The following is a 22,334-nucleotide window of genomic DNA, read 5'->3' on the forward strand; positions in this document are numbered from 1 at the left end:
AAGCCTTCGCCCAAGCAAATGGCCGACGCCATCCGGGTGCTGTCCATGGATGCGGTCGAAAAGGCCAAGAGCGGCCACCCCGGCATGCCGATGGGCATGGCCGACGTCGCCACCGTCCTTTATTCGAAATTCCTGAAGTTTGACGCCAGCCGCCCCGACTGGGCCGACCGCGACCGCTTCATCCTGTCGGCGGGCCACGGGTCGATGCTGATCTACAGCCTGCTGCACCTGACAGGCTATAAGGACGCGACCCGGGAACAGCTGGAAAACTTCCGCCAGTGGGGCTTCAAGACGGCCGGCCACCCGGAATACGGCCACATGGCCGGGATCGAGACGACCACCGGCCCGCTGGGCCAGGGTCTGGCCACCTCGGTCGGCTTCGCCATTGCGGAGCGGCATCTGGCGGCGCGCTTCGGCAAGGATCTGGTCGATCACCGCACCTGGGTCATCGCCGGCGACGGCTGCCTGATGGAAGGCGTGTCGCAGGAAGCCATCGCCCTGGCCGGCCGCCTGAAGCTGAACAAGCTGTGCGTCCTGTGGGACGACAATGAGATCACCATCGACGGCAAGCTGTCGCTGTCCGACGCCACCGACCAGCTGGCCCGCTTCAAGGCCTCGGGCTGGGCGGTCAAGGCCATCGACGGCCACGATTACAAGCAGATCCAGAAGGCGCTGAACTGGGCGACCAAGCAGGACAAGCCGACGCTGATCGCCTGCAAGACCAAGATCGGCAAGGGCGCCGCCACCCTGGAAGGCAGCCACAAGACCCACGGCGCCGCCCTGGGCGCCGTTGAGATCGCCGCCACGCGTCAGGGGCTGAACTGGCCGTTCGAGCCGTTTGAACTGCCGGAAGGCGTCCAGAAGGCCTGGGCCAAGGTCGGCAAACAGGGCGCCAAGGCCCGCAAGGCGTGGGAAGCCCGCTTGCTGAACCACGACCACCGCGACGACTTCACCCGCGCCATGGCCGGCGACCTGCCCACCGGCGCCTTCGAGGCGCTGGACGCCAAGCTGAAGCAGCTGGTCGCCGACCAGCCCGCGATGGCCACGCGCCAGTCCTCGGGCGAGGCGCTGGAGACGGTGTTCGCCGCCATCCCCGAAATGGTCGGCGGCTCGGCGGACCTGACTGGCTCGAACAACACCTTCGTCAAGAACACGCAGATCATGGACGCGCCGGACTACGCCGGGCGCTATCTGAACTACGGCATCCGCGAGTTCGGCATGGCCGCGGCGATGAACGGTCTGGCGCTGCACGGCGGGGTCATCCCCTACGGCGGCACCTTCATGGCGTTCGCAGACTATAGCCGTCCGGCGATCCGTCTGGGCGCCCTGATGGGCGTGCGCGCGATCCACGTCCTGACGCACGACAGCATCGGCCTGGGCGAAGACGGCCCGACGCACCAGCCGGTCGAGCATCTGGCGGCCCTGCGCGCCATCCCCAACCTGCTGACCATGCGCCCCGCCGACACGGTTGAGGCGCTGGAGTGCTGGCAGGTCGCCCTGCAGCACAAGACCACGCCGACCGCTCTGTGCTTGTCGCGCCAGAAGACCCCGGCCGTGCGCGTGACCGACGCGGGCGAGAACCTGTCGCGCAAGGGCGCCTATGAGCTGAAGGCCGCCAGCGGCGAAGCCAAGGTCACCCTGTTCGGCACCGGCACCGAGGTCGCCCTGGCTCTGAAGGCCGCGGAGATGCTGGAAGCCGAAGGCACGCCGACCCGCGTGGTGTCAGTCCCCTGCTTCGCCCTGTTCGAGCAGCAGCCCAAGGCCTATCAGGACGCCGTCATCGGCCGCGGCACCGTCCGCGTCGCCGTCGAGGCCGCGATCAAGCAGGGCTGGGAACGCTTCATCGGCGAGGACGGCGGCTTCGTCGGCATGACCGGCTTCGGCGCCTCGGCCCCGGCCGAAGTCCTCTACCGCGAGTTCGGCATCACCGCCGAGGCCGTGGTGGAACAGGTCAAGGCCCGGCTGTAATCTGCGCTCAAGCAGCCGCAAGGCGATAGCGACCAAGAAGACTCCTTCTCCCCTTGTGGGAGAAGGTGGTCTGCGAAGCAGATCGGATGAGGGGTGTCGGCGCACCCCTCAATGATCTTCGACCGGCGGCATGACATCGGACACCGCGCCGCCGTCACCCCTCATCCGGGTCGCGCTGCGACCCACCTTCTCCCACAAGGGGAGAAGGAAGCGGAGACGATCATGCGTATCGGCACCCCCCTCTCCGACACGGCCACCCGCGTCATGCTGCTGGGCTCGGGCGAGCTAGGCAAGGAAGTGGCCATCGAGCTGCAGCGCCTCGGCGCCGAGGTGATCGCGGTCGACCGCTACGCCAACGCCCCGGCCATGCAGGTGGCGCACCGCAGCCACGTCATCCCGATGACTGACGCCCAGGTGCTGAACGGCGTCGTCCTGGCCGAGGCCCCGCACATCATCGTGCCCGAGATCGAGGCCATCGCCACCGACGTGCTGGCCGGCATTGAGGAAGCGGGCTTTGCGCGCGTCATCCCGACCGCGCGGGCGACACAGCTGACCATGAACCGCGAGGGCATCCGCCGTCTGGCCGCCGAGGAACTGGGCCTGCCGACCAGCCCCTACGCCTTCGCCGCCTCGGCCGAGGAACTGGCGGCGGGCGCGCAGGCCGTGGGCTTCCCCTGCTTCGTCAAGCCGGTGATGTCGTCCTCGGGCAAGGGCCAGTCCTATGTCGAGGGGCCTGAAGGCGTCGCCGACGCCTGGGCCTATGCCGAAGCCTCGGGCCGGGTCGCGGGCGGCGTCGTCATCGTCGAGGGCAAGATCGACTTCGACTATGAAATCACCCTGCTGACGGTGCGGTCGTTGCGCGACGGCGCGGTCGCTACGTCCTTCTGCGCCCCCATCGGCCATCGCCAGCAGAAGGGCGACTATGTCGAAAGCTGGCAGCCCCAAGCCATGAGTCCCGCCGCGCTGAAGGCGGCGCAAAACATTGCGGCCAAGGTGACCGACGCGCTGGGCGGCCTGGGCGTCTTCGGCGTCGAACTGTTCGTGAAGGGCGACGAGGTGTGGTTCTCGGAGGTCTCGCCGCGTCCGCATGATACCGGGCTGGTGACGCTGGCGACGCAGGTGATGAGCGAGTTCGCGCTGCACGCCCGCGCCATTCTGGGCCTTCCGGTGGACGTGACCCTGCGCGAGCCGGGCGCCAGCGCCGTCATCTACGGCGGCATCGAGGCGCAAGGCGTGGTGTTCGAGGGCGTGGCCGAGGCCCTGTCGGTCCCGACCGCCGACCTGCGCCTGTTCGGCAAGCCCGAGAGCTATGCGACGCGCCGCATGGGCGTGGCTCTGGCCCGCGGCGCCGATACGGACGAGGCGCGGGCGCGCGCAGGCGAAGCGGCGGGCAAGGTGCGAGTGGTCGCTCCGTAATCCTTCTCCCCTTGTGGGAGAAGGTGGCCCGTCAAGGCCGGATGAGGGGTGCTTGCGCGACCTTTCCTCAAGGAAGGCCCCACGTCCGCTCAGAACCTAAACCGCCGCGCCGACGCCCCTCATCCGTCAGGCTCCGCCTGCCACCTTCTCCCACAGGGGGAGAAGGAAGCCGGCCTACGACTTTTGTCGATTGGCGCCGGGCGCGGTTAGGGTCCAAAAAAGGCGAAAGGTCGCACCCAGTCGACCCGGAGGACCCTTCGCCATGGGCAAGCTCAGGACCGCGCTGATTTTCGGCGCCATCGCCATTTTGGGGGCCGTAGCCCTCGCCGTCATCGCCCTGCACCAGGGCGAAAGCATCAGCGCCGTCTGGATCGTGGTGGCGGCGCTGTGCGTCTACGCCATCGCCTACCGCTTCTACGCCCGCTATCTGGCCGGAAAGGTGCTGGGGCTGAACGCGCGCAGGCCCACGCCCGCCGTCAGACACAACGACGGCCTCGACTATGTGCCGACGCCGCGCAACGTCCTGTTCGGCCATCATTTCGCGGCCATCGCGGGCGCGGGCCCCCTGGTCGGGCCGGTGCTGGCGGCGCAGATGGGCTATCTGCCCGGCGTCCTGTGGATCCTGGTCGGCGCCGTGCTGGCGGGGGCGGTGCAGGACATGATCGTCCTGTTCATGTCGACCCGTCGCGACGGTCGTTCGCTGGGAGACATGGTCCGCACCGAAATGGGCCCCATCCCCGGCATCATCGCCCAGGTCGGCGTGCTGATGATCATGGTCATCATCCTGGCCGTGCTGGCGCTGGTGGTGGTTAAGGCCCTGGCCGAGAGCCCGTGGGGAACGTTCACCGTCGCCGCCACCATTCCCATCGCCGTCTTCATGGGCCTGTACACGCGCTATCTGCGGCCCGGCCGCGTGGGCGAGGTGTCGGTCATCGGCGTGGTGCTGCTGGTCCTGGCCATCATCGGCGGCGGCCATATCGCCGCGGATCCGTTCTGGGGCCCCGCCTTCACCCTGTCGGGCACGACCCTGGCCCTGGCCATGATGGCCTACGGCTTCATCGCCTCGGTCATTCCGGTGTGGCTGCTGCTGGCGCCGCGCGACTACCTGTCCACCTTCCTGAAGATCGGCGCCATCGTCGCCCTGGCCATCGGCATACTGATCGTGCGGCCGCACGTGCAGATGCCCGCCATCACCCCCTTCATCGACGGGACCGGGCCGGTCTTCTCGGGCGCCCTGTTCCCCTTCCTGTTCATCACCATTGCTTGTGGCGCGGTCTCGGGCTTCCACGCCCTGATCTCGTCCGGCACCACGCCCAAGCTGCTGGAGAACGAGAACCAGATCCCGCTGATCGGCTACGGCGCCATGCTGTGCGAAAGCTTCGTGGCCATCATGGCCCTGATCGCCGCCACCGTGCTGGACCCGGCCGTCTATTTCGCCATGAACAGCCCGGTCGCCGTCATCGGCGACAATGCGGCCTCGGCCGCCGCCGCCGTGGCCCAGTGGGGCTTCCACATCACCCCGGCCGAGTTGGAGCAGTTGGCCCGCGACGTCGGCGAGCACTCCATCCTGTCGCGCGCGGGCGGCGCCCCGACGCTGGCCGTCGGCATGGCCCACATCCTGTCTGGCGTCATCGGCGGCAAGGCCATGATGGCCTTCTGGTATCACTTCGCCATCCTGTTCGAGGCACTGTTCATCCTCACTACGGTCGACGCCGGCACCCGCGTCTGCCGCTTCATGATCCAGGATCTGCTGGGCATGGCCGTGCCGAAGATGCGCCAGACCCAGTCGTGGACCGGCAACGTCGTGGCCACGGCGCTGACGGTCGGGCTGTGGGGCTATTTCCTCTATACCGGCGTGGTCGATCCGCTGGGCGGGATCAACAGCCTGTGGCCCCTGTTCGGCATCGCCAACCAGATGCTGGCGGCGGTCGCCCTGATCCTGGGGACGGTCGTCCTGTTCAAGATGAAACGGCAGAGGTTCGCCTGGGCCACGGCGGTCCCGGCGGTCTGGCTGCTGATCTGCACCGTCACGGCGGGGCTGCAGAAGCTGTTCCACCCGGACGTGAAGATCGGCTTCCTGGCCCACGCGCGGAAGTATCAGGACGCCATGACCGCAGGAGAAATCCTGGCCCCGGCCAAGACCATCGGCGACATGCACCGCGTCATCGTCAACGACTACGTCAACTCGGCGCTGACGGCGGGCTTCCTGTTCGTGGTGCTGACGGTCGTGGTCTATGGCGTCGGCGCCTGTCTCAAGGCGTTGAAGTCCGAGCAACCGACCGTGGTCGAGACCCCGGCCGCGCATGAGCTGACCTTGGCCGACGAAGCCATGGACATCGCCCGTGCCTAGGCCGTCGTCATCCTCGGCTACCGGCGGCGCGGACCTCCTCTGCGCCTGCCGCGACACCCTGGTGCGGTGGGGCAAGGACGCGCGACGCACCGCCGGGCTGATGATCGGCCAGCCGGACTACGACGCCTATGTCGCCCATGCGAAGGCGACCCATCCGGATCAGGCGCCGCTGGACCGCACCGCCTTCTTCCGCCTGCACGAAGCGCGACGGTTCGGCGAAGGCGGCGGCTTCCGCTGCTGCTGAGCGGCTTGACCGCATCCGGACGGTTACAGGCGATCATATCTTGTTACGGGCCTTGTGACGGGGACGGGGTTGCAACCGCGCGCGCTCCGTCCCACTAAGGCGCCAATCACAACCGCCCCTTGTTCAGGAGACTGCTCCCCATGACCGTTCGCGTCGCCATCAACGGCTTCGGCCGCATCGGCCGCCTCGTCCTTCGCTCGATCGTCGAGCACGGCCGCAAGGACATCGAGGTCGTGGCGATCAACGACCTGGGCCCGGTCGAGACCAACGCCCACCTGTTCCGCTATGACTCGGTGCACGGCCGCTTCCCCGGCACGGTCACGACCGGCGAGGACTGGATCGACGTCGGCACGGGCAAGATCAAGGTCACGGCCGAGCGCGACCCGGCCAACCTGCCGCACGCCGAACTGAAGGTGGACATCGCCCTGGAATGCACGGGCATCTTCACCTCCAAGGACAAGGCCTCGGCCCACCTGAAGGCGGGCGCCAAGCGCGTGCTGGTCTCGGCCCCGGCCGACAACGCCGACAAGACCATCGTCTTCAAGGTCAACCATGAGACCCTGACGGCCGACGACATCGTCGTCTCCAACGGCTCGTGCACGACCAACGCCCTGGCCCCGGTGGCCAAGGTGCTGCACGACCTGTTCGGCATCGAGCGTGGCTATATGACCACCATCCACGCCTACACCGGCGACCAGCCGACGCTGGATACGATGCACAAGGATCTGTACCGCGGCCGCGCCGCCGCCCTGTCGATGATCCCGACCTCGACCGGCGCCGCCAAGGCCCTGGGCCTGGTCCTGCCGGAGCTGAAGGGCAAGCTGGACGGCTCGTCGATCCGCGTCCCGACCCCGAACGTCTCGGTCGTCGACCTGAAGGTCGTCGCCGGTCGCGAAGTCACCGCCGAGGAAATCAACTCCGCCCTGCTGGCCGCCGCAAACGGCCCGATGAGCGGCGTCCTGGCCACGACCACCGACCCGCTGGTCTCGGTCGACCTGAACCACGTCGCCGCCTCCTCGACCGCCGCCCTGCCGCAAACGCAGGTCGTGGACGGCAAGCTGGCCCGCGTCCTGACCTGGTACGACAACGAGTGGGGCTTCGCGACCCGCATGGCCGACACCGCCCTGGTGATGGCCAAGTTCCTGTAAACTGGAAATGCTAAGCCCTCTCCCGTTGGGAGAGGGCTTGAGCGCCCAAGAGCCGAAGGCGATTGGCTGCGCGAAAGGGTGAGGGTCGGCGCGATGACATTGAAACGCACCGCCTTCGCCCGCTCACTTCGACAAGAAGCAGGATTGGCCGAGCAACGGGCTTGGGCCCTGCTAAGAAGCGGCCAAATCGACGGCCATAAGTTCCGCCGTCAGCATCCGATCGGCCGATACGTCGCGGATTTCGCCTGCGATCGCTTGCGGCTGGTGATCGAGATCGACGGCGGGGTCCATGATCGGGACGAGGTCGTGACCAGCGATCATCTGAGACAGATCGATCTGGAGGCCTTGGGCTGGAGCGTTCTGCGCTTCTCCAACGCCCAGGCCTTGAGCGAACCGGAAGTCATCACCGCCGCCGTTCGTGCACACGCCCGCTTGATCGCGCCCTGAGCACGGCTTACGCCGACTGATACCTTCGACCCTCATCCGGCCCTGCGGGCCACCTTCTCCCATAGGGAGAAGGAAGACCTGGAACTTCACAATGACCTTCCGCACCCTCGACGACGTTTCCGACCTTTCGGGCCAGACTGCGCTGGTTCGCGTGGACTTCAACGTGCCGATGGAGGGCGGGAATGTCACCGACGACACCCGTCTGAAGGCCGCCCTGCCGACCATCCACCGCCTGCGCGAAGCGGGCGCCAAGGTGGTCCTGCTGGCCCACTTCGACCGGCCCAAGGGCGAGCGCGTGCCGTCGATGAGCCTGAAGCCTGTCGTCCAGCCGCTGGAGATGCTGCTGCACGGCCCCGTGCGCTTCGCCGACGACTGCGTGGGCGACGAGGCCAAGGCCGCCGTGGCCGACCTCGACGCGGGCGGCGTGCTGCTGCTGGAGAACGTCCGCTTCCACAAGGGCGAGGAAAAGAACGACCCGGCCTTCGCCGCCCAGCTGGCGGAACTGGGCGACCTCTATGTGAACGACGCCTTCTCGGCCGCGCACCGCGCCCACGCCTCGACCGAGGGTCTGGCCCGCCTGCTGCCGGCCTATGCCGGTTGCGCCATGGCGCGCGAGCTGTCGGCGCTGGACGCGGCGCTCGGCAATCCGCAGAAGCCGGTCATCGGCATCGTCGGCGGCGCCAAGGTCTCCACCAAGCTGGACCTGCTGAAGAACCTGGTCGCCAAGCTGGACTACCTGGCCATCGGCGGCGGCATGGCCAACACCTTTCTGCACGCCCAGGGCGTCGATGTCGGCGGTTCGCTGTGCGAGAAGGATCTGGCTGACACTGCGCGCGAGATCATCGAGGAAGCCCGCCGTCAGGGCTGCGAGCTGCTGCTGCCGGTCGATGTGGTGGTCGCCAAGGGCGTGAAGCCGGGCATAGAGTCGGGCGTGCGCGCCCTGGACCGCATCGCCGCCGACGACCTGATCCTGGACGCCGGGCCGGAGACCGTCGCCCGCCTGAACCGCGCCATGGACCTGTCCAAGACGCTGATCTGGAACGGCCCGCTGGGCGTGTTCGAGGTCCCGCCCTTCGACAAGGCCACCGTGGCCGCCGCCAAACACGCCGCTGAACTGGCCAAGGCCGGCAAGCTGGTCGCCGTGGCCGGCGGCGGCGACACGGTCGCGGCCCTGCACCACGCGGGCACGGCGGACGACATGACCTTCGTCTCCACCGCAGGCGGCGCCTTCCTGGAGTGGATGGAAGGCAAGGTTCTGCCGGGCGTAGAGGCCCTGCGCGCCGCCTAAAAACGTCAAGGCGAGGGCTGTTCGCGGCCCTCGCCCCTGATGTCCGAAGCTTTAGTCTTCGCCGTCCATATCGACGGCGCGCGCGACCAGATCGCGCCACGTCGGATCGGTGTCGTCCACCAGATCGACATCGTCCAGCAGAGCCACCGCCCCGCCGCCGTCGGGCAGGATCAGCCCCAGCACTTCCATCAGTTCGCCGTCGGGACCGACATGGGCCTCGGCCTGAACGATTACGGCCCCCTGCTCGCCGTCCTCCTCCCACCAGATGACGGGCTGAGGCAGCTCCATGTCGATGACGCGCGCCTCTTCGGTGTCGCCCAGGGCGAAGACGGCCTTGCCGGCCTGAACATCGTCCAGCGTCGCCACAGTCCCGGCGAAAGGCGTCAGCCGCGCCCAGTCGTCGACGTCGAAACCGCCGCCGTCTTCATCCAGCGCATCATTGTTCTGGCTCATCGCCGCTCCTTGGTCAGACGCCCCGCAGGCGCCGGAGCACTTAAGGCCTGCGCGCCCAAAGTCCACCACGCCTAAGCCCTGTCACGGCGGCGTGACTTCCCGCACCCGACCGGCTAAGACCTCGGGCAAAATCACATCGGTTCAGGAGACTACCTATGGCGCGCATTACGCTGCGACAACTGCTCGACCACGCGGCTGAGCACGACTACGGCCTGCCCGCCTACAACATCAACAACATGGAGCAGGGCCTGGCCATCATGGAGGCCGCCGACGCCGTCAACGCGCCGGTCATCATCCAGGCCTCGCGCGGCGCCCGCTCCTACGCCAACGACGTGGTCCTGGCCCGACTGATCGACGCCTTGGTCGAGCTTTATCCGCACATCCCGGTCTGCATGCACCAGGACCACGGCAACGGCCCGGCCACCTGCGCCACCGCCATCCAGTACGGCTTCACCTCGGTGATGATGGACGGCTCGCTGGAAGAAGACGCCAAGACCCCCGCCTCCTACGACTACAACGTCGACGTCACCCGTCGCGTGGTCGAGATGGCCCACTCGTGCGGCGTCTCGGTCGAGGGCGAACTGGGCGTTCTCGGCTCGCTGGAAACCGGCATGGGCGAGGCCGAGGACGGCCACGGCTTCGAAGGCAAGCTGGACCACTCGGCCCTGCTGACCGACCCGGATCAGGCCGTCGACTTCGTCAAGGCCACCAAGGTTGACGCCCTGGCCATCGCCATGGGCACCTCGCACGGCGCCTATAAGTTCACGCGCCAGCCGGACGGCGACGTTCTGGCCATGAACGTGATCGAGGAAATCCACAAACGCCTGCCCAACACCCACCTGGTGATGCACGGCTCCTCATCGGTGCCGCAGGGTCTGCAGGACATCATCAACCAGTACGGCGGCCAGATGCCCCAGACCTGGGGCGTGCCGGTCGAAGAGATTCAGCGCGGCATCAAGCACGGCGTGCGCAAGATCAACATCGACACCGACAACCGCATGGCCATGACCGGCGCCATCCGCAAGGTTCTGGCCGAGAAGCCGGGCGAGTTCGACCCGCGCGCCTATCTGAAACCCGCCAAGGAAGCCATGCGCAAGCTGTGCATGGAGCGCTATCAGCAGTTCGGCTGCGAAGGCATGGCGTCCAAGATCCAGCCGCTGTCCACCGCCCAGATGGCCAAGCGCTACGCCGCCGGCGACCTGGACCCGCGCATCGGTTGATCGACGCAGAAGCGGGCCTGAACCCCGCTGAGACGATTGAAGGGGCGGTCCCGTCGGGCCGCCCTTTTTTCATGGCGTCCGCCACCCGTGCTAAACGGACGTCGTGACCGACATCATGCCCGCGACAGACGACGAATCCGACCTGACAGTCCTGACCGCCCAGGTCGCCCCCGGCGCTGCGCGGCTGGACCGCGCCTTGGCCGACGCCCTTCCCGAACTGTCCCGCGCGCGCATCCAGGCGCTGCTGGACGCGGGCGCGGTCTCCCTGAACGGCGCCGTTGTAGGGGCCAAGGCCAAGCCTGCGCCCGGCGACTACCAGATCATCCTGCCGCCAGGGGCCTCGGCTGAACTGCGCCCCGAAGCCATCCCCCTGACCATCCTGTTCGAGGACGACGACCTGATCGTCATCGACAAGGCGCCGGGCATGGCGGTCCATCCCGCCCCCGGCTGCGAGACCGGCACCCTGGTCCACGCCCTGCTGCACCACTGCGCCGCCCTGTCGACCCTCGGCGATCCGGACCGCCCCGGCATCGTCCACCGCCTGGACAAGGACACCTCCGGCGTCATGGTCGCCGCCAAGTCGGACCGCGCCCACGCGGGGCTGGCCGCGCTGTTCGCCGCCCACGACATCGAGCGCACCTATGTCGCCCTGACGCGCGGCGCGCCCTCGCCCGAGAAGGGCCGTATCCAGACCCAGATCGGTCGCTCCAGCGGCGACCGCAAGAAGATGGCGGTGCTGAAATTCGGCGGGCGAGAGGCCATCACCGACTATGTCGTCCAGCAGACGTTTGGCCGCCAGGCCAAGGCCTCCAACGCCCCGCTGGCCGCCCGCGTCGCCTGCACCTTGCAGACCGGCCGCACCCATCAGATCCGCGTCCACATGGCGTCCAGGGGCTCGCCCCTGCTCGGCGACCCCGTCTATGGCTCCGGCAGCCCCGCCGCGCCCGTCCGCGCCGCCATCGCCGAGGCCGGCCTGAAACGCCAGGCCCTGCACGCCGCCATCCTCGGCTTCATCCACCCCGTCACCGGCGAGCCGCTGCGCTTCCAGACCGCCCCGCCGCAGGACATGCAGCGGCTGGAAACCCTGCTGGCGGACCTCTAAAACGCTGCCGCTTTATTCGCAACAACATCTGTGCTAGATGATACAAAGACGACGAGGAAGCATCGTCGTTCAATTGGGACAATCCGCCCCTTTCGTTTCGGGCAACGGATTCCCATCTTGTTAGTTGAGGGGCGAGGTGATGATGCACGTCATGTGGTCAAAGCCGTAGCGCCAGCTCGTGAAGCCGGAGGGACCATATGGCCAATAAAACGCTGACGGTGATGTCGCCTGAACAGGGACTGTCACGGTATCTTACGGAAATCCGTAAGTTTCCCATGCTCACCAAGGATGAGGAGTTCATGCTCGCCAAGCGGTGGAGCGAACACCAGGACACCGAAGCCGCCCACCGTCTCGTGACCTCTCACCTGCGCCTCGTGGCCAAGATCGCCATGGGTTATCGCGGCTACGGCCTGCCGATCGGCGAGGTGATCTCCGAGGGCAACGTCGGCCTGATGCAGGCCGTCAAGAAATTCGATCCGGACAAGGGCTTCCGCCTGGCGACCTACGCCATGTGGTGGATCCGCGCGTCGATCCAGGAATACATCCTGCGCTCCTGGTCGCTCGTGAAGATGGGCACCACGGCGGCCCAGAAGAAGCTGTTCTTCAACCTGCGCAAGGCCAAAAGCCAGATCTCGGCCTTCGAGGAAGGGGACCTGCACCCCGAGCACCTCGCCGCCATCGCCACCAAGCTGGGCGTGTCGGAAGAAGAAGTCACCAACATGAATCGCCGTCTCGGCGGCGACGCCTCGCTGAACGCGCCGCTGCGTTCGGATGGCGAAAGCGAGTGGCAGGACTGGCTGGCCGACGACAACGCCGTTAGCCAGGAGACCGAACTGGCCGAGAGCGAGGAAAAGTCCATCCGCATGGGCCTGCTGCAGGAAGCCATGGAAGAGCTGACCGATCGCGAGAAGCACATCCTGACCGAGCGCCGCCTCAAGGACGATCCGGTCACGCTTGAGGAGCTGGCCGGCCAGTACGGCGTCAGCCGCGAGCGCGTCCGCCAGATCGAGGTCCGCGCCTTCGAAAAGCTGCAGAAGGCCATGCGCGCCGCTGCTGAAGAACGCAATTTGGTCGACGCCTGAGGGCCTGCTGGATCGCCTCAACATCCCCTCTCTGCCGTCATCCTCGGGCTTGACCCGAGGATCGAGGGCGGCGGCCCTAACCCGCCCGGGCTAGGCTTTCAGGCGAGGCCAGCTTCAGCACCACCTCAACCGGCGCCGTCAGCCCGGCCTTGGTCGGCGCCCCGGCGGCCAGCGCCGTGTCCAATCCCGCCGCCGCAATGGCCAGCGGCGCGTCGCCGGTCTTGATGGCCAGGGCTTTCAGCGTCTCGGCCTGCTGCTTGATGGCGCGCACCGCCTGCATCGGGTCGCTGTCGAACTGGGTCAACGCCGAGAACAGGATCCGCATCGCCTGATCCTTGACCGCCAGAGCGGCCTCTGCGCTGGAGCGAGGCTTGTCCGCCTTGCGTTTTTGCGGCCCGGCGTAGTCGTCAGAGTTGAAGCGCCGCCGGTCCGGCCCGATATAGCCGACCGCCTCGACCCAATCGCGCGGCTTGGTCGCCAGGTTCTCGATCCGACGTTGCAGGTCGCCGCTGGTGAAGGGCTTCCTCAGGAACTCGTGCACGCCCGAGTCTCGCGCGCCCTTGATGGCGCTGGCGGTGGCCTCCGCCGTCACCATGATGATCGGCGCGCGGCGGCAGGCCAGGCTCGAACGCCGAATGCGCCGCACCAAGGCCTCGCCGTCCAGCCTTGGACCCGTGCGCTCAGTGAAGATCAGCGCCGGCTCCATTTCACGGGCCAGGTCCAGCACCCGCGCCTCGTCGCCTTCGACCACGATCTCGCGCGATCCGAACCCCTTCAACAGGTCCTGCAACAGGCGCGCGGCGGCGGGGTTGGGATCAACGATGATCACGCGCCGGACCACCGGCGCGATCCGCTGCATCGTCTTGGCGTCTAGGGCGAACACAGGGCGAGCTCCATTTCAGAGCGGCACCCTACGCCTCACCGGTTAAGGCGTCGTTGCCTCGCCTGGAACTGTAAACTCAGCCTTGGAACGGATCGCGCATCAGGATGGTGTCGTCGCGCTCGGGGCTGGTCGACAGCAGGGCCACCGGCGCCCCGATCAGTTCCTCGATCCGACGCACATACTTCAGCGCATGAGCGTTCAGGTCCTTGAAGGTCCGCACGCCTGCGGTGCTCTCGTCCCAGCCTTCCAGTTCCTCGAACACCGGCTCGGCCGAGGCCTGCTCCTTCAGGCTGCTGGGCAGATAATCGAGCACCTCGCCATTGATGCGATAGCCGACGCAGATCTTCAGCGTCTTCAGCCCGTCCAGCACGTCCAGCTTGGTCAGGGCGATGCCGTCGATGCCGTTGATCGCCACCGACTGGCGCACCAGCACCGCGTCGAACCAGCCGCAGCGGCGCGACCGGCCCGTGTTCACGCCGATCTCGCGCCCCACGACCGCCAGATGCTGGCCGACTTCATCGTTCAGCTCGCAGGCGAAGGGGCCTTCGCCGACACGCGTCGTATAGGCCTTCACAATGCCCAGCACATAGCCGACGCCGCGCGGGCCGACGCCGGACCCCGCCGCCGCCTGTCCGGCCACGGTGTTGGAGCTGGTCACATAGGGATAGGTGCCGTGGTCCACGTCGAGAAACGCTCCTTGAGCCCCCTCGAACAGCACCCGCTTGCCCGCCTTCTGCGCCTCGTCCAGCACCCGCCACGCCGGCTTGACGTAGGGCAGGATCTTCGGGGCGATCTCCAGCAGTTGCGCCAGCAGCGCCTCCGGGTCGATCGGCTCCAGCCCCAGACCGGCGCGAAGCGGATCATGGTGCGAGCGCAGGCGGTCGATCTTGATCTTCAGGTCGTCTTCGTTGGCCAGGTCGCAGACGCGGATGGCCCGGCGCCCCACCTTGTCCTCATAGGCCGGGCCGATGCCGCGGCCGGTCGTGCCGATCTTGGCGCCCGGCGCGCTGGCGGCGGCCTCGCGCGCCACGTCCAGCGCCGGATGGATCGGCAGGATCAGGCAGGCGTTGTCGGCGATGGTCAGGATGTCAGGCGTGATCGCCACGCCCTGGGCCTGGATCTTCTCGATCTCGCCGACCAGATGCCAGGGATCGACGACCACGCCGTTGCCGATGATCGAGGGCTTGCCCTGCACCACGCCCGAAGGCAGCAGCGCCAGCTTATAGACCTTGCCGTCGACGACCAGGGTGTGGCCCGCGTTGTGGCCGCCCTGGAACCGCACCACCATGTCGGCGCGATTGGACAGCCAGTCCACGATCTTGCCCTTGCCCTCGTCGCCCCACTGGGCGCCGACCACTGCGACGTTCGCCAAGACCTATACTCCGCAATCCAGAATGCGGTGGGAGCCTATACCCCCTGAATCGTCCGGCGTCGCCCCCAAGGGCGTCTAATGGGCGACAGAATTATCCGTCCGCCGACTGAGCCAGTTCACCGACCGCCGTCTGGAACGCCCATTCCAGCCACGGCGTCGCCGCCACGACATCCGCCGTTTCGACCGTGCACCCGCACCACAGGCGCAAGCCTGGGGGGGCGTTGCGGTGCGGCTCCATGTCATAGACCGCCCCCTCGCCCTCCAGCAGAGCCTTGAACCGCGTCACAAAGGCCTTCTGCCCCGCCTCATCCAGCGCCGCCACGCGCGGATCGACGAACTTCAGGCAAACCGAAGTCGTCGAGCGGATGTCCGGCCGGTCCGGCAGGAAGGCGATCCAGTCCGTCCGCTCCACCCACTCGGCCAGGGCGGCATAGTTGGCGTTGGTGCGCGCGATCAGGGCAGGCAGGCCGCCTTCAGCCTTCGCCCAGTCCAGAGCGTCGATCCAGTCCTCGATAGTCAGGACCGAGAAGGTGTTCATCACCACCCCGTCCGCCAGCGTGCGGTCGAACCCCGTCTTGTCGGCGATGCGCAGCACCTTGGGCACGGCCCGATCCGGCCGATAGCTATCCAGCCGCGCCACCGCGCGCGGCGACAGCACCATCACCCCGACGCCCGCCTCGCCGCCCAGCGCCTTCTGGAAGCTGAAGGTCGTTACATCCAGCTTCTCCCACGGCAGGTCCATCGCGAACGCCGCCGAGGTCGCATCGCAGATCGTCAGCCCCTCGCGGTCAGCGGCGATCCAGTCGCCATCCGGCACGCGCACGCCCGAGGTCGTGCCGTTCCACGGAAACACCACGTCCTTCTTGGGATCGACCTTCGACAGGTCCGGCAGCTCGCCCCACGGCGCCGTCAGGGCCTCGGGCTCCAGCCCCAGATGCGTCTTCACGTCCGCCAGCCAGGTCAGGCCGAAATTCTCATAGGCGATCACCTGCACCGGCCGCTCGCCCAACATGCCCCACAACGCCGCCTCGACCGCCCCGGTGTCCGAACCGGGCGTATAGAGCATGACATAGTCCTCCGGCGGGCTCAGCACCTCGCGCGTCAGCCGCAGGCCGTGCGCGAACCGCTCGACCACCTCCGGCGCGCGGATGCCCCGCCCCATCAGGTTCGTCGGCAGCTTCGCCAGTTCCCAGCCCGGACGCTTGGCCGTCGGCCCGGCCGAGAACCAGGGGCGAGCGGGCTTGGCGGCGGGCTTGGGCGTCATGTCGGTCTCTGAAGTCTCGGGGAGGAGAAGGAAGCGTCAGCCTTAGGCCATCAACGGCCAGGCTTATAGGGCCGGCGCTCACGCCATTCCGTCGCAAACCGGACCAGTTCGTCATCCGGCGCCTCAGGCAGCGTCACCACCAGCCTGGCCATCAGATCGCCGCGCCTGCCGTTCGCATAGGCGCCGCGCCCCTTCAGCCGCAGCACCTTGCCCGAGTTCGACCCCTTGGGAATGGTCATCATCACCGCACCCTCGGGCGTCGGCACCTGGATTTTGCCGCCCAGCACCGCATCCGGAACCGACACCGGCAGATCCATCGTCAGGTCGGCGCCGTCGCGCTTGAACACCGGGTGCGGCTGGATACGCAGTTCGATCAGGGCGTCGCCCGCCTGACCGCCGCGCCCCGGCGCGCCCTGCCCCTTCAACCGGATCGTCTGACCGTCCGCCGCGCCCTTGGGGATGGCCACGTCGAGCATCCGCCCGTCCGAGAACTGGATGCGCCGCGTCGTCCCGGCGATCGCGTCCTCAAGACTGATGTCGAGGGTGGCCCGCACGTCCTGCCCGCGCCCGCCGCCGAAACCGCGCCCGGCGCTGCGTCCGCCGCCTCCAAAGGCGCCGAAGATTTCTTCCAGGTCGATGTCGTCAAAACTGGCCCGCCCGCCGGGGCCGCCCTCGCCGCGCCCGCCGAAGCCGAAGCCGCCGAAACCGCCGCCGCCCGGCCGCCCGCCCTGAGCGCCGCCAAAGCCTCGGAATTGCTCGCGTCCGTCGGCGTCGATCTCGCCGCGATCATACTTCGCGCGCTTCTCCGCGTCGCCCAGCAGATCGAAGGCGGCGGTGATGCGCTTGAACCGCTCCTCGGCCGCCTTGTCGCCGGGGTTCTTGTCGGGGTGCAGTTCCTTGGCCAGCTTGCGGAACGCCTTCTTGATCTCGTCCGCGCTCGCGCCCTTGGAAACGCCCAGTTCCTGATAGGGATCGCCAGCCAATTTTCGCTCCACTCCGGATCAACACAGACCAGAGCGTCAGTTAAGCCATGCAACCGCCCGCCGAAAGGGGCGAGGATGGTTTCCGCCTACTCGCCCCTGTCACAACAGGAGAGGTGGCCACGTCACAATCCCGCCACCGCCTCCGGGCCCCAGCCATATCCGTCGCCCCATTGGGCTACAGCGACGTGCGCGTCCGCCCCGCGCCCGCCCGGAAAGTCCGCCGCGACCTCGGCCGCGCCATAGAGGGTCGCCAGCCCCTCGACCTCCCAGACCCGCCGCACGACAGCGCCGTCCAGCACCCGCATGCGGAAGCGCCTCGGATCGACCTCGACCGGCTCAGCGTCCCAGCCGTCGCCGCCCAGACGCACGCGGGGCGTCCAGCTCAACCGCCACCCGCCGCCCTCCGACGCAGCCCGTAAGCGCGCCGGTCGCCACGGCGCCGCACTCCGGTTGGCCCAGGTGAAGCCGACCTCCGTCATCCCCGTCCCGCCCGGCGGCGCGCCTGCCGGCCCCGCCCGCCAGATCCGAGGCAGTCCCCGCTCGACCGCATCGACCTCGGCGCGCGCCATGCCGCGCTCCAGCACCACGACCAACGCCCCCGCTTCCGCCCCGCGCGCGGCCGCTTCCTCCGTCCCCTGCTGACCGCGCAGCAGGCCGCTTAAACGCCACACGTCGCCGCCGACCAGTTCGGCCCGGCGGAACTGCACCAACTCCCATCCTTCTCCGTTGCGCACCGCCAGCAGATTGGCCCCCGACAGCACCGCCTCGGCCGCCCGGCTCTGGGGCGCCTGCCCCTCTATCCGCACGCTCAGCACGGCCGTCTCGTCCCAGCGGCCGACCACGCCGGGCCGCAGGGGCGCCGTCAGCGTCCCCACCGTCGCGGGCGTCTCCACCACCGCCCTTGGCGTCAGACTGTCGACCGACGCGCCGCCATGCAGCGCCATCGGCGTCCACGGCTCGGCCGCCGCGGCGACCACCGGCCGCCCGTCCGCCTCCTCTCCCGGCAGCGGCGGCAGGTCCAGCAGCATCAGGAACGGCGCCCCCGCTATCGGCGTCCCGCCGCCGTCCCCGCGCCAGTCTTCCGGCGCATCCACGACGATGGCCTCGACCACGGGCGTCAGCACCGCCCTGGGCGTCTCGTCCCAGTCCAGTTGCTCGACGCGCCAGTTGCCCGCGCGCGCCTCCACCGCCGCCACATCGCCCGGCTCCAGCCTCAGCGCCTCCAGCGGCCCCAGCTTCAGCGTCAGCCGCTCGGCCGCCTCGCCCTGCAACAGCCGCTGCGCCGCCGCCGTCGCCAGCCCGGCCCCGACCACGGCGGGCAGCGCCGCATCCACGCCGCCGCCCTCGCCGTCCCCGCACACAGTCACGGCGCCCAGTTGATAGTCCGCCGCCTCATCAATGAAGCGCAACCGCGCCGCGCTGGGCCGAGGCGTCAGCCGCCGCTCGGCCGCCGCGCTCCCGCCCTTGTCAGGCAGGGCCAGCGCCGCCAGATCCAGCGTCATCTCCCGCGCCGTTTCGCCCAGCACGGCCACCCGACCGTCACGCTCGGCCGCCGTCGCCCCCAGCGCCTGCACCAGCGGCGCAAGCGCATCCTTCGTCGCCATCGGCCGGTCGACGACATAGCCCGTCACCGCGCCGTCCACCGCCCCGACCGTATAGTCCGTCTCGGCCAACCCGCCGCGTTTCAGGATCGCCTCGATCAGGCCGCGCGCATCGCCGCCCATCCGCCCGTTCAGCCAGTGCCCCGTGCGCCAGGCGCCCGCGTCCGCCCACACCTCAGCCAGCGCCGGAAACGCCGGATAGGGCCGCGCGTCCCAGCACCAGACATCCGCCCCCTGCAGCATCGGCCCGCCATAGACGCCCGAGATCGGGTTGTTCGCCGGCTGCGCATAGTGCGTCAGCACCGCCTCGATCAGCCGCCGCTGCATCCGGTCGTCGCGCGCCCCGGTCGAGTGCGGCGGCAGGGCGTTCTCGCTGCTCTTCGGGTCCTGGAACAGGTTCGGCGCATTGCCCCCGCGATCCACCGCCGCACAGCCGAACTCGGTCAGCCGGATCGGCTTCATCTGCGGAACCCAGGCCGTCGGCGCCGCCTGCCGAACCCCGCCGATGCGCTCATGGTGCGGGTTGGACCACCACCCCTTCAGGTCCTTGTAACGCCAGATCCAGTCCTCGCCGTGGGCGCCGTCCTCGATCGCCGTGCGCCGCTGCGCCGCCCGATCCGCCGCGTTGGCGTAGAACCAGTCATACCCCTCGCCGCCCGCCACCTGCGCCGCCAGATAGGCCGGGTCCGACGGTCCACGGAACGCTTGCGCATCCAGCCCGCCGTCGCCGCCGCGCCAGTCCCCCATCGGCGGGTACCAGTCGATGGCGACGTAATCGATGTTCGGATCAGCCCACAAAGGATCGAGGTGAAACCTTACCTCTCCCTCCCGCTGCCAGCCGAAATACTCCGACCAGTCAGCGGCGTAGCTGAGCTTCACCCCCGGCCCGACCACCGCCCGGCATTCGGCCGCCAGCGTCCGCAACTGCGCCACCGCCGGAAAGCCCCCGCCCGCATCGCGCGTCCAGGTCAGCCCGCGCATCTCCGAGCCGATCAGCAGCCCGTCCGCCCCCTCCTCGGCCGCGATCCTGGCATAGTGCAGCGCCAGTCGACGCAGGCCCCAGCCGTCCGCCGCCCCGAACAGGGCCGCGACCTCGGCCGTCGCCCCCGCTCCATGCGTCCCCTCAATGCGCCCCCGCCACGGATAGCCGGGGCAGTCCATGAAGACGAAGGGATACAGCGTCACCTCCAGCCCGCGCGCCTTCAGCGACCGGATCGCCTGTCGTACGCTGTCGTCCGACGGCGTGCCGCCATAGGCCGGGCCATCCTCGACCTGAGAGATCAGATGCGCGTCCGCCCGCTCGACCCCGGCCACGCGCCAGACCAGCGGCTCGGTCGGCTTCTGCCGCCGCTCCACCCCCGGCCGGATGCGGCAATGGCTCATGCGTATGTCGTCGCCGAACCAGCCGACCACCAGACTGACGCGTTTCAGCCTCGGCGCCTGGGCCGTCAACTGATCCAGCGACGCCTCCAGATCCGTCTGCCCCGCCGTCAGATGCACATTCTCGGGCGTCGATTTCGTCAGCCCCTCTCGCCGCATCACCGGCTCGCTCGCCAGACAGAACTCGCCCGCGCCGGGGATCAGGCACACGCCCTCCAGCCGATCCTCCATCTGCGGTTCGGCGCCCTGCGGGCGGCGGAACACCTCAAACGACAGCTGCGGCGCCCGGTCGCCATAGGCGTCCAGCGGCAGGTCCTCGAACACCACATAGGCCGTCCCGCGATAGGCGGGCGCCCGTCCCTCCACCGCCTCGATCAGCGGGTCGGGCATCTGATCCTGCGTCCCGCGATGCAGGCGCATGGTCACGCCCGTCATGTCCATCGGCTGGCCGTCGGCCCAGATGCGCCCCACCCCGTCGATCGGCCCTTCGCACAGGGCCACCGCGAAACTCAGCGAATAGGCGTAGTCGACCGTCTTTCCCGCCTTGCCGGCCGAGCGCTTCTCCTTGCGCTCCAGAAACCGCGCGGCCCAGATCACCTGCCCCGTCACCCGCGCCCGGCCGAAGACGCAGGCCATCGGCGCCCCCTCGGCGGAGGATTGCAGCTTCAGCCCCTCCAGCCTCGGCCCGACCTGCCGCGCCGGCGACAATCCAGCGATCAGCCGGTCGTCCAGCGCCCGCCCCAGCAGCCCCCCGGCCAAAAGGCCTAGGCTGCTGACGCCCGCCATCCCGCCAAGGCCGCCCAGCAGCACCTGCGCCATCATCTACTCCTTCAAAATCGTCCGGGATTCAGGCCAGCGAAAGGCCGCGACCAGCCGCCGCCGCCACCACGGCCCCATCCAGCTCTCCACGACCGAGCGGCCCCAATAGCCGTGGATCATCCGCCACTCGGGCCCCTCTACCGCGCTCAACACCGCGCAGTGTTTGGCCGGCGCCCCCGCCGCCATGCGGAACAGCAGCACGTCGCCCAGCCCCGCCCGCTCGGGCGATATCTCCACCAGCCAGCGCCGCGCCGCCGCCCACAGCGCCTCCTCGCCCCCGACCTCGGCCCAGTCAGGGCGATAGGGCGGCGGCGCCTCCGGCTCTTCGCCCATCACCTCGCGCCACACCCCGCGCACCAGCCCCAGGCAGTCCGCCCCCTCGCCCTTCACACTGCACTGATGCCGATACGGCGTGCCCAGCCAGCCCCGCGCGGCGGCCACGATGATTGCACGGCGCGCCGCCTCTCCCTCCCCGTCCCGGGGAGGGTGGCTGAGCCCGCAGGGCGACGCCGGGTGGGGGCGGCCAGGCGCCTCAAACGCCTCTCTCTGCATGGCGGCGTCCAGGATCGCGGCGTCCTGTATCGCCGAGCCCTCCCCACCCGGTCGCTGCGCGACCACCCTCCCCAGGACGGGGAGGGAAGGGTCGGCGCTGATCTTCCTCATCGCCTGCGGCTCCCGCCGTCATTGCGCCCGCTTGCCGGCCGCGCCGTCAGGAAGTCCTCGCCCGGCACGTCCGGGAACCCTTGAAAGTTCACCCCATTGCCGAACACGCCCACGCAGGTCGCCCACCGCTTGTCGCAGCTGCGCCCCGCGACCGCCGCCGCCTCCAGCCCGCAGCGCCCATCGCCCAGCACCGCGTCGCAGCCCCGGCCATAGGTCCGCCCGACGACCCGCTCCAGCGCCGCCATCGGCCCGTCCAGATCGGCGATGAACCGCCCCTCCTCGCGCCGTATCCGCGCCAGCCGCCCCTTCCACAGCCCTACCCTCAGGTCCGGCCGCATCCAGTCCACGCGCCACAGCTCGACCTCGGCGGCGTCATACCGCCCCGCCGCTATGTCCTCTTCGGTGATCGCCGCATCATCCAGCCCGCCCGAGGCCGACAGCGACCCCGCCGCCAGCCCGACCTCGCCCTCGCCCGCCCCGCCGGTCCAGCCGCTGGCCGCCCGGCAAGCCACGCCCTCGACCTCCAGATCGCGGTCATGGTCTGTGAAGCCCATCGCCCGCTCGTCCGCCCGCCTCAGCAGCCAGACATGGCAAAGCGTCGCCGCCCCGCTTTCGATGCGGGCGGCCAGTTCATCGGGAACATTGCGCATG

General features: G+C 68.9%; 18 protein-coding genes. 10 read left to right on the top strand and 8 right to left on the bottom strand.

What is annotated here, in order from left to right:
• Positions 1-18: 18 nt before the first annotated feature.
• From tkt to PIB44_RS12845, 7 genes are all read left to right on the top strand, one after another.
• Positions 19-1,968 carry a transketolase gene (gene tkt, locus PIB44_RS12815; protein ID WP_278070997.1) on the top strand — a complete coding sequence of 650 codons (1,950 nt, stop codon included), beginning with the start codon at positions 19-21 and terminating at the stop codon, positions 1,966-1,968.
• Positions 1,969-2,190: 222 nt separating this feature from the next.
• A complete protein-coding gene (purT, locus tag PIB44_RS12820; RefSeq protein WP_278069664.1) occupies positions 2,191-3,384 on the top strand; it encodes a formate-dependent phosphoribosylglycinamide formyltransferase in 1,194 nt (397 codons plus the stop codon).
• A 262-nt stretch (positions 3,385-3,646) separates the two neighbouring features.
• Positions 3,647-5,734, top strand: coding sequence for a carbon starvation CstA family protein (locus tag PIB44_RS12825; protein WP_278069665.1), 2,088 nt, complete (start codon positions 3,647-3,649; stop codon positions 5,732-5,734).
• Positions 5,727-5,978, top strand: coding sequence for a YbdD/YjiX family protein (locus PIB44_RS12830; RefSeq protein ID WP_278069666.1), 252 nt, complete (start codon positions 5,727-5,729; stop codon positions 5,976-5,978). The genes PIB44_RS12825 and PIB44_RS12830 overlap by 8 nt, the downstream gene beginning before the upstream one ends.
• A 140-nt stretch (positions 5,979-6,118) precedes the next feature.
• The gene (gene gap / locus PIB44_RS12835; RefSeq protein WP_278069667.1) at positions 6,119-7,126 is read left to right on the top strand and encodes a type I glyceraldehyde-3-phosphate dehydrogenase; all 1,008 of its coding nucleotides are present in this window, start codon (positions 6,119-6,121) and stop codon (positions 7,124-7,126) included.
• Between the two features lie 144 nt (positions 7,127-7,270).
• A complete protein-coding gene (locus PIB44_RS12840) occupies positions 7,271-7,573 on the top strand; it encodes an endonuclease domain-containing protein (RefSeq protein ID WP_278069668.1) in 303 nt (100 codons plus the stop codon).
• Between the two features lie 91 nt (positions 7,574-7,664).
• Positions 7,665-8,861: a phosphoglycerate kinase gene (locus PIB44_RS12845; protein WP_278069669.1), complete on the top strand. Its 1,197-nt coding sequence runs from the start codon at positions 7,665-7,667 to the stop codon at positions 8,859-8,861.
• A gap of 51 nt (positions 8,862-8,912) precedes the next feature.
• Here PIB44_RS12845 and PIB44_RS12850 read toward each other — a convergent pair whose 3' ends face one another.
• A complete protein-coding gene (locus PIB44_RS12850) occupies positions 8,913-9,314 on the bottom strand; it encodes a hypothetical protein (protein WP_278069670.1) in 402 nt (133 codons plus the stop codon).
• A gap of 155 nt (positions 9,315-9,469) precedes the next feature.
• On the opposite strand from PIB44_RS12850, the gene fba reads away from it, so the two are divergent.
• From fba to rpoH, 3 genes are all read left to right on the top strand, one after another.
• A complete protein-coding gene (gene fba / locus PIB44_RS12855; protein ID WP_278069671.1) occupies positions 9,470-10,534 on the top strand; it encodes a class II fructose-bisphosphate aldolase in 1,065 nt (354 codons plus the stop codon).
• 115 nt (positions 10,535-10,649) lie between these two features.
• The gene (locus PIB44_RS12860; RefSeq protein ID WP_376787746.1) at positions 10,650-11,636 is read left to right on the top strand and encodes an RluA family pseudouridine synthase; all 987 of its coding nucleotides are present in this window, start codon (positions 10,650-10,652) and stop codon (positions 11,634-11,636) included.
• A gap of 197 nt (positions 11,637-11,833) precedes the next feature.
• On the top strand, positions 11,834-12,718 hold the full coding sequence (rpoH, locus tag PIB44_RS12865) for an RNA polymerase sigma factor RpoH (protein ID WP_025977864.1): 885 nt from the start codon (positions 11,834-11,836) through the stop codon (positions 12,716-12,718).
• Positions 12,719-12,794: 76 nt separating this feature from the next.
• Here the strand turns inward: rpoH and PIB44_RS12870 are convergent, their stop codons facing one another.
• From PIB44_RS12870 to PIB44_RS12900, 7 genes are all read right to left on the bottom strand, one after another.
• On the bottom strand, positions 12,795-13,601 hold the full coding sequence (locus PIB44_RS12870; protein WP_278069673.1) for a response regulator: 807 nt from the start codon (positions 13,599-13,601) through the stop codon (positions 12,795-12,797).
• Between the two features lie 76 nt (positions 13,602-13,677).
• Complete coding sequence (locus PIB44_RS12875; RefSeq protein ID WP_278069674.1) at positions 13,678-14,973, bottom strand: adenylosuccinate synthase; 1,296 nt, start codon at positions 14,971-14,973, stop codon at positions 13,678-13,680.
• Positions 14,974-15,064: 91 nt separating this feature from the next.
• Positions 15,065-16,237 carry a phosphoserine transaminase gene (locus tag PIB44_RS12880; protein WP_278069675.1) on the bottom strand — a complete coding sequence of 391 codons (1,173 nt, stop codon included), beginning with the start codon at positions 16,235-16,237 and terminating at the stop codon, positions 15,065-15,067.
• A 50-nt stretch (positions 16,238-16,287) separates the two neighbouring features.
• Entirely contained in the window at positions 16,288-17,220 is a 933-nt protein-coding gene (locus tag PIB44_RS12885; RefSeq protein ID WP_278069676.1) for a DnaJ C-terminal domain-containing protein, read from the bottom strand.
• Between the two features lie 122 nt (positions 17,221-17,342).
• Positions 17,343-21,020, bottom strand: a complete 3,678-nt coding sequence (locus PIB44_RS12890) for a baseplate multidomain protein megatron (RefSeq protein WP_278069677.1) — start codon at positions 21,018-21,020, stop codon at positions 17,343-17,345.
• Between the two features lie 3 nt (positions 21,021-21,023).
• On the bottom strand, positions 21,024-21,683 hold the full coding sequence (locus tag PIB44_RS12895) for a C40 family peptidase (RefSeq protein ID WP_278069678.1): 660 nt from the start codon (positions 21,681-21,683) through the stop codon (positions 21,024-21,026).
• Positions 21,680-22,333 (bottom strand): phage/gene transfer agent baseplate hub protein, encoded by a 654-nt coding sequence (locus tag PIB44_RS12900; protein ID WP_278069679.1) that lies wholly within the window; start codon positions 22,331-22,333, stop codon positions 21,680-21,682. The genes PIB44_RS12895 and PIB44_RS12900 overlap by 4 nt, the downstream gene beginning before the upstream one ends.
• Position 22,334 lies beyond the last annotated feature (1 nt).

Origin of the sequence: Brevundimonas sanguinis (assembly GCF_029636725.1) — a bacterium.
In the GTDB taxonomy this organism is placed as follows: domain Bacteria; phylum Pseudomonadota; class Alphaproteobacteria; order Caulobacterales; family Caulobacteraceae; genus Brevundimonas; species Brevundimonas sanguinis.